The organism is Sphingomonas sp. (genome assembly GCF_019242355.1).
Classification (GTDB): Bacteria; Pseudomonadota; Alphaproteobacteria; order Sphingomonadales; family Sphingomonadaceae; genus Sphingomicrobium.
This window is the reverse complement of the sequence record NZ_JAFAVR010000157.1, coordinates 1-4,970: the sequence shown is the minus strand read 5'-3', so window position 1 is coordinate 4,970 and position 4,970 is coordinate 1. Positions and strand designations below refer to the sequence as shown.

The 4,970-nt window shown below is 62.8% G+C and carries 8 protein-coding genes; all 8 read left to right on the top strand.

Annotated elements, in window-relative coordinates; translation table 11 throughout:
• On the top strand, positions 1 to 583 hold a 583-nt coding region (locus JOZ79_RS07815), incomplete at its 5' end, for a hypothetical protein (RefSeq protein WP_294072883.1).
• Positions 584 to 606: 23 nt separating this feature from the next.
• Complete coding sequence (locus JOZ79_RS07810; protein WP_294072880.1) at positions 607 to 849, top strand: hypothetical protein; 243 nt, start codon at positions 607 to 609, stop codon at positions 847 to 849.
• Between the two features lie 86 nt (positions 850 to 935).
• On the top strand, positions 936 to 1,763 hold the full coding sequence (locus tag JOZ79_RS07805) for a hypothetical protein (RefSeq protein ID WP_294072877.1): 828 nt from the start codon (positions 936 to 938) through the stop codon (positions 1,761 to 1,763).
• Positions 1,763 to 2,110: a hypothetical protein gene (locus tag JOZ79_RS07800; RefSeq protein ID WP_294072875.1), complete on the top strand. Its 348-nt coding sequence runs from the start codon at positions 1,763 to 1,765 to the stop codon at positions 2,108 to 2,110. The genes JOZ79_RS07805 and JOZ79_RS07800 overlap by 1 nt, the downstream gene beginning before the upstream one ends.
• Position 2,111: 1 nt before the next feature.
• On the top strand, positions 2,112 to 2,798 hold the full coding sequence (locus tag JOZ79_RS07795; protein WP_294072872.1) for a hypothetical protein: 687 nt from the start codon (positions 2,112 to 2,114) through the stop codon (positions 2,796 to 2,798).
• A gap of 35 nt (positions 2,799 to 2,833) precedes the next feature.
• A complete protein-coding gene (locus JOZ79_RS07790) occupies positions 2,834 to 3,019 on the top strand; it encodes a hypothetical protein (protein WP_294072869.1) in 186 nt (61 codons plus the stop codon).
• A gap of 5 nt (positions 3,020 to 3,024) precedes the next feature.
• A complete protein-coding gene (locus JOZ79_RS07785; RefSeq protein WP_294072866.1) occupies positions 3,025 to 4,575 on the top strand; it encodes a hypothetical protein in 1,551 nt (516 codons plus the stop codon).
• Between the two features lie 13 nt (positions 4,576 to 4,588).
• The coding region (locus tag JOZ79_RS07780) for a hypothetical protein (protein WP_294072863.1) at positions 4,589 to 4,970 on the top strand (382 nt) is incomplete at its 3' end.

Genomic DNA, 4,970 nt, shown 5'->3' with positions numbered 1-4,970 from the left:
GACCGCGATCAGCGACAGCGCCACCGCCTCGTTCTGCGGTCTACTCACGCAGATCACGAATCAGGCCACGATCGGCCTCGGCGCATCGATCATCGATGGCCTCAAAGCCAAGATCGCAGCGATGTACGCCAATCCGACCAAGAACCCGCGCCCGACTGCGATCTACGCCAACCCCATCCTGTGCGATCTCATCGACCGCGAGGCGAAGGCGGCGCACATCGACCTGCGCACGATGGAAGTCTCGGCAGGCGTGGTCGTGAACGCGATCAACACGCAGGCCGGCGTCATCCCGCTGATTCCCGAGCCGTTCATTGCGGCCGACGCGGTAGGTCTCTATGGCTTTGCCGCGCCGGGCTCGGGCAACAGCAACTACTTCGCGGTGATCGTCACCGAGAAGTTCATCGAGCGCCCGGTTGTGCATGGCGAGGACGGCAACTTGAAGCCGCGCCTCTTCCAGCTCGGCCTGGTCGGCGGCCTTCAGGGCCAGTACGTCGCGGTGCACTTCAGCTGCGTCATCGCGAAGTCGCCAGCGTCCGCGCACGCCGTGGTGGCCGTCGTCGCGCCCACTGTCGTCGCCCAGTAAGCAAGCCGCAACGGGAGGCGCGTATGCGTGTCTATCACCATAGTCGCGCCTCCCATACGCTCTACGTGACGCCGGCCGCGGATCCGCGCGCCGCGCCCGGTGGTCACGATGCCGACTGGACCGATGACGACGGCAAGCCGCGCATGCTAATCGTGCAGTTCGTCGATGGCGTCGCTGAGGTTCCGGATGCGCTCGGACGTTATCTCCTCGCCACCAAGCAGGCGAAGCGAACAACGCTGTTTATGCCCCGCTTCGCCGCCGCCTGATGCCGTCCGCCTATCTTACTGGGGGCGACCTGAACCTCTATGGCGTGCCGAACGCTACCCCACCGCAGGTTCTTCAGGCGAGCACAATGCTCGATGCCTATCTTGGTCGGCCGGAAGGCTTGGTTTGGTCGCCGGACTGGACCGGCCTGCCTGCATACATGGCAGGACTGAGCCCGACGCTGAGCTTCACGCTGCCGAGCACGATCGTTGCCGGGCAGAATATAACGATCAATTTCCCGGCAGCGGCGGCCGGTCTTGCCGATCTGATTGGCGAGGTTTTTATTCTCGATCGCACGAACGCCCAGCTTTGCGAGGCGGTGACTGTGTCCGCCGTCGATACCGTGAATGGTCGCATCACCTTCCAAAAGGTGGCGCAATCTCACGCGCAGGGCGCGACGATGGAAGCCGGTCTTGTCATCGCCGAGGAACGGCCGCTCGCGCCTCGTCGATCGTTGACCCGCGCCATGCGTGCGCCGCTCGTGCGGCTGCTTTCTGGCATAGGCCGTTACAGCTACGGGCGGCGCTCGCAGGACAATCTGGCGCCGTTCGCGGATCTCAACCTGCTCGCGACCATGCAAGTGATCGGTGGGCCGCCGGTCTGGACGCCATTCGACGTGACGCAGGCTTCGATCAGCGTCACGACCGGCGAGATCTGGATACCGGTTGGGCTGTTGCTCGCTTACTATTCCGATGTTCGGATCCGCTACGTCGCGGGTTATTCAGCGGCAGGTCTGCCGCCCGCAGTGAAGCAAGCCTGCGCGACATTGCTCGCGACGCTGGGTAGCGGAAACTACGATCCCGCGTTCAAGGTGCAGCAGGCAGGTGGCACGCGGCTTGAGCGTTGGGCAGATAGCCTGTTCGATCCTGATACCAAGGCGATGCTCGACGGACTGAAGCCGCGGGTGTTCGCCTGATGAGTTTCCTCTATCCCCGCGTCGTCGCGTTCAATCGCCCTGCCACCCAGCCAGGCGTCGGCGCGCAGGGTTATGGCGGTCACACGCAAGCGACTGAGACATTGCTCTTCGCAGGCATTCCCGCGAGCATCCAGGAGCGTCGTGAAGGCACGAACAGCACTGTCGGGCTGCCCGGCGATGCCCAGCGGCCGACTTGGTATGTGTTCATCCCAAAGACAGCGCTTGCGCTTGGCTCGATCAAGGATCGCGACATTATGATCGACGATGTTGGGTTGAGGTATATGGTAGTTGCTCCATATTTTGACAATTTTGGTTACCGCCTGACCGTCGCTACGCTCGAGGCCTAATATGGCCGACATGTCCGACGTCGCCCAGGCGCTGGTCACGCTGATCGACGCTGCAGTCTATCCGCACGGCGATGGGCAGGCTCCGGTCGAGAGCGCTGCTGTGCGGATATACCAAGGCTGGCCGGATCCCGATCAGCTCGACGCCGATATGGCCGCAGCGGTCGCTCAGCCGCCTGCGCCTGTCGTTCACGTCACAATCTATCCGCTACCAGGCGAAAAGATCACCTCGCTCGTCATGGGCGACGGCGAATGGCAGGAGGCGTCGAACAATGGCGCGACCGGCGTCGCGATTCGGGAGCTTCGCCGGCAAACGAAGCAATTCCAGATCACGACGTGGGCGCCAACACCGGCCTTGCGAGATCAGGTCGCCATCTCCACCGATGTCGCCCTTGCCGCGACCACTCGACTCACCATGCCGGACGGCAGCCAGGCGCTTGTTAGCTATGTTCATAGCCGCCAGCGTGACGAACAGCAGAAGCAGCTCATCTATCGCCGCGATATCATCTACGCCGTCGACTATGCGCTGACGCAGACAGACGCCGAATACACGATCAAACAGACGGTGTTGGACGTCATCGGCGGTCCAACCAGCACGGCAACAGGTCCCGAAGTCACCCTTCTAAATCCAGAGGCACTCGGCTCGAACCTGGACTTTTCCGATCCTGGCAACAGCGCTTTTGCGCTCTGATTTTTTCTCATCGTTCCCAAAACAAGGAAGCGCCCATGGCCCTCAGGGTTGTGCAGCCGTTCGGTGGCCACGCCATCGGCGAAGATATCACCGATGCCGCCGAGATCGCGAAGATCCTGGATTCGGATCACGCGAGCTTCGTCGTGCGCGTCGCCGACCCGGCGCCAGCGGAGCAGGCGCCTCCGGTGCAGCCCGTCACCCCCGCTGAGCCGAAGGAGTAAGGCCAATGCCTGTCGTCCAGCAGGGCCAGATCAACACGAATAGTCTTTTCGTTCCAGACGTTTACGTCCAGATTGTTCCGCCCGCGCAGCTTCTGCTCAATGGCGTCGCGACGAACATCTTGGGCATTGTTGGCGTCGGCTCGTGGGGACCGGTCAACAGTCCGGTCACGGTCGGCAATCCCACCGATGCCGTGCTGAATTTCGGATCGGTCAAGAACCGCAAGTACGATCTCGTCACCGCCTGCCTGATCGCGATCATCAACGGCGCGAACAACATCCGCGCGGTGCGCGTCACGGACGGCACGGACGCCGCCGCATCGGGCGTGCTCGGGTCGACCGGGATCACCTTCACCGGCAAATATACCGGCACGGTCGGCAATTCGATCGTCGCCTCGCTCGCGCCAGGAACGGCTGCCAATAGCTGGCGCGCCACAATCGCGCTGCCCGGCATCGTGCCCGAGGTGTTCGACAATCTCGCCGTGGGCCTTTCCGGCAATGCGGTATGGGTCGCAATCGCCGCAGCGATCAACGGGGGTTCGAGCGGCCTTCGCGGGCCGTCCAATCTGGTCGTTGCCGCGGCCGGCTCGAGCACGTCGGCACCCACTAGCTCGAGCGTCACCCTCTCAGGCGGCACCGATGGCGCTGCCACGATCACGGGTTCGGTCCTGATCGGGCAGGACTCGACGCCGCGGAAGGGCATGTACGCGCTGCGCAACACGGGCGCGTCCATCGCGATGCTCGCCGATTGCGACGACAGCACGACCTATTCTGCGCAGGCCGCGTTCGCCCTGTCCGAGGGCGTCTACATGATCGCTGTCGGCCCTGCGGGCGATACTGTAGCGAACGCCGCTTCTACCAAGGCGACGGCCGGCCTCGATTGTTATGGCGTCAAGCTCCTCCTGGGCGACTGGATCCTGTGGCTCGACACCACGAATAACGTCACTCGCCTTATCTCGCCGCAGGCATCCGAGGCCGGCTTCCTGTCGGCACTCTCACCCGAACAATCGTCCCTAAACAAACAACAGCAGGGCATCGTCGGAACGCAGAAGTCGACATCGGGATCGGGCGTCAACATCTACTCGGAAGCCGACCTCCAGACGCTGGCGCAAGCCGGTATCGACGTTATTGCCAACCCATGCCCCGGCGGCGCCTATTTCGGCTCGCGCATCGGCTGCAACACGTCGTCGAATGCGGTCATAAACGGTGACAATTACACCCGCCTGACCAACTACATCGCCTACTCGCTGAACGCGGGTATGGGCAAATATATCGGCCGGCTGCAGAGCGCCTCGGTGCGTGCGCAGGCGCTGGCGACGCTCAACGCCTTCCTGTCGAACATGTGGCAGCAGGGCATGATCGGGGATGTCAACAATCCCCAAAACCAGCCCTTCTCTGTGCAGATCAACGCGGCCAACAATCCTCCGTCGCGGGTCGCGCTCGGCTACATGCAGGCCGACGTCACGGTCGTTTACCAGAGCATCATCACCAAGCTGCTGATCAACGTGATGGGCGGCCAGTCCGTCCAGGTCACCGTCGCCAGCTCCACGCCTCAGTAAGGACACCTGATCCATGCCCATGCAAGGCTATAGCGTTGGCCGGGACGTCACGCTGGTCGTGACGCTTCCGGATGGCACCTCGTTGCATCTTGGGAAAGTGACCGGCTTCAACCCGAAGCAGGACGTCACCGACCAGAAGATCAAACGCCTCGACGGCTTCACCGACAACCTGCGCTTCTTCGACGGCTGGTCCGGTACCTTCAAGATGGAGCGCGACGGCCCGGCGCTCGATCAGTATTTCGCGGCGCTGGAGAGCAACTTCTACGCCGGTGGTGACGAGCAGCCCGCGATCCTGACACAGACGATTCTCGAGCCTAACGGATCGGTAACGCAGTGGCGCTTCGAACGCGTCCTGCTCCGCTACGACGACTCCGGTGATTGGGCCGGCGACAAAA

Excerpts from the sequence above, each read along its gene's own strand:
- JOZ79_RS07810 (WP_294072880.1), top strand. The coding sequence starts at position 607 with ATGCGTGTCTATCACCATAGTCGCGCCTCCCATACGCTCTACGTGACG.
- JOZ79_RS07795 (WP_294072872.1), top strand. The coding sequence starts at position 2,112 with ATGGCCGACATGTCCGACGTCGCCCAGGCGCTGGTCACGCTGATCGAC.
- JOZ79_RS07785 (WP_294072866.1), top strand. The coding sequence starts at position 3,025 with ATGCCTGTCGTCCAGCAGGGCCAGATCAACACGAATAGTCTTTTCGTT.
- JOZ79_RS07805 (WP_294072877.1), top strand. The coding sequence starts at position 936 with ATGCTCGATGCCTATCTTGGTCGGCCGGAAGGCTTGGTTTGGTCGCCG.
- JOZ79_RS07790 (WP_294072869.1), top strand. The coding sequence starts at position 2,834 with ATGGCCCTCAGGGTTGTGCAGCCGTTCGGTGGCCACGCCATCGGCGAA.
- JOZ79_RS07800 (WP_294072875.1), top strand. The coding sequence starts at position 1,763 with ATGAGTTTCCTCTATCCCCGCGTCGTCGCGTTCAATCGCCCTGCCACC.